The following is a 2,449-nucleotide window of genomic DNA, read 5'->3' on the forward strand; positions in this document are numbered from 1 at the left end:
GGGTGGAGCAGGCGTCGCGGTTGACGCAGGAGGCGTTGCCGGTGGGTGCGGCGGAGGCGGTGGAGCTGGGGCTGGCGGATCGGATGCTGGGTGGGACGCGGTTGGAGTTCGAGCGGCGGGTGCTGGAGTATGCTGAGCGGTTGGCGGCGGATCCTTCGTATGATCGGTTGCTGGCGGGGCGCCGGCAGGCGCGGGAGACTGATGAGCGGCGTAAGCCGTTGGATGCGTACCGTGCCGAGGAGTTGGCGGAGATGAGCCGGGACATGTTCGACGATCGGGGTGGGTTCCGGGCGGCGCGTCGGGCGTTCGTGCGTAAGGAGCGGCCGGTGGCGACTCCGGCGCATTTGGCGCGTCATCGGGAATTGTCCGGCGCGTCGGCCGCTGCAGACGCGAGTGCATCTCATATGTGAGATATGGTCTGCTGTTGTGGCAGATGATTACCTTGTGCGGATCGGCCGGCTGATCCGGGATGCGCGGCAGCATCGTGGTTGGACGCAGCTGCAGTTGGCGGATGCGCTGGCGACGTCGCAGAGTGCGGTGAACCGGATCGAACGCGGCAACCAGAACATCAGTCTTGAGATGATCGCCCGGATCGGTGAGGCGCTCGACAGTGAGATCGTGTCGCTGGGTTATGCGGGTCCGATGCATCTGCGGGTGGTGGGTGGTCGCCGCTTGTCGGGCAGCATCGATGTGAAGACGTCGAAGAACGCGTGCGTGGCGTTGTTGTGCGCGTCGTTGCTGAACTCGGGGCGGACGATCTTGCGGAAGGTGGCGCGGATCGAGGAGGTGTACCGGATCCTGGAGGTGCTCGCGTCGGTCGGGGTGCGGGCGCGGTGGATCAACGAGGGCAGCGATCTGGAGATCGTGCCTCCGGCCCGGTTGGAGCTGGAGGCGATGGACACCGAGGCGGCGCGCCGTACCCGGAGCGTGATCATGTTTCTGGGGCCGTTGATGCATCGTACGGAGCGGTTCCAGATCCCGTACGCGGGGGGTTGTGACCTGGGGACGCGTACGGTGCAGCCGCACATGTCGGCGCTGAAGCATTTCGGGCTGGACATCACGGCGACGGGCGGGTTCTATCACGCGCGGGTGGACCGGGAGGTGTCGCCGTCGCGGCCGATCGTGCTGACCGAGCGGGGCGACACGGTGACGGAGAACGCGTTGCTGGCGGCGGCCCGGCACGACGGGGTGACGGTGATCCGTAACGCCTCGTCGAATTACATGGTGCAGGATCTGTGCTTCTTCCTGGAGCAGCTCGGGGTGCGGGTGGAGGGGATCGGCACGACGACGCTGACGGTGCACGGGCTGCCGGTGATCGAGCGGGATGTCGACTACTCCCCCTCTGAGGATCCGGTGGAGGCGATGAGCCTGCTGGCGGCGGCGGTGGTGACGTCGTCGGAGCTGACGATCTGCCGGGTGCCGGTGGAGTTCCTGGAGATCGAGCTGGCCGTGCTGGAGGAGATGGGGCTCGATCACGACCGGGGGCAGGAGTACGCGGCGGCGAATGGGCGTACGCGGCTGGTGGATTTGACGGTGCGGCCGTCGAAGCTGGTCTCCCCCATCGACAAGATCCATCCGATGCCGTTCCCGGGGCTGAACATCGACAACGTGCCGTTCTTCGCGGCGATCGCGGCGTCGGCGCAGGGGTCGACGCTGATTCACGACTGGGTGTATGACAACCGGGCGATCTATTTGACGGAGCTGACGCGGCTGGGGGCGTCGGTGAAGCTGCTGGATCCGCATCGGGTGCTGGTGGAGGGGCCGACGCGGTGGCGCAGCGCGGAGATGATGTGTCCGCCGGCGCTGCGGCCGGCGGTGGTGGTGCTGCTGGCGATGATGGCGGGTGAGGGCACGTCGGTGTTGCGGAACGTGTACGTGATCAACCGGGGGTATGAGGATCTGGCGGAGCGGCTGAACGCGTTGGGGGCGCGCATCGAGACGTTCCGCGACATCTGACGTCGCTCCCCCGGGCCGGGGCGTTTTCTGTCGGTGAGGGCCGCTACCGTACGTGGCGGGATCTTGCCGAGGTGGAGAGGGGTGGCCGGGGGTGCGGCCTGCGGAGCTCGAGCGGTTGACGGTGGCCGAGGCGGCGGATCGTTATGTGGAGCTGGTGCGGGCCCGGACGTTGACGGGGGCGCTGTCGGCGTCGACGGCGGAGGTGTATGCGCGGGATGTGGCGACGCTGGTGGAGCTGGCCGGTGCCGGGGTGGTGCTGGATGATCTGACGGGCCAGGACGTGGACGCGGTGTTGCTGGCGTTCGCGCGTAAGCCGGATGGGCGCCGGTCCCGGGCGGGTTCCGAGGGTGGCCGGCCGGCGGAGGGGGGCGGGCAGTCGGCGTCGTCGCAGGCGCGGTTCCGGCGGTCGATTTCGGCGTTGTTCAAGCATGCGGCGCTGGCGGGGTGGGTGCAGATCAACCCGATGACGGCCTCGACGGTGACGGCCAAGGAG

Annotated in this window: 1 protein-coding gene and 2 pseudogenes; all 3 read left to right on the forward strand. The window is 68.2% G+C overall.

The annotated features are described in order from the left end of the window. A pseudogene (locus ETD86_RS56530) lies at window positions 1-410 on the forward strand (hypothetical protein); the annotation flags it as partial. Between the two features lie 16 nt (window positions 411-426). Beyond that, a complete protein-coding gene (locus ETD86_RS53900; RefSeq protein ID WP_138674316.1) occupies window positions 427-1,956 on the forward strand; it encodes a helix-turn-helix domain-containing protein in 1,530 nt (509 codons plus the stop codon). Between the two features lie 91 nt (window positions 1,957-2,047). Next, window positions 2,048-2,449, forward strand: a pseudogene (locus tag ETD86_RS53905) (tyrosine-type recombinase/integrase); the annotation flags it as partial.

Source organism: Nonomuraea turkmeniaca, from assembly GCF_005889735.1.
In the GTDB taxonomy this organism is placed as follows: domain Bacteria; phylum Actinomycetota; class Actinomycetes; order Streptosporangiales; family Streptosporangiaceae; genus Nonomuraea; species Nonomuraea turkmeniaca.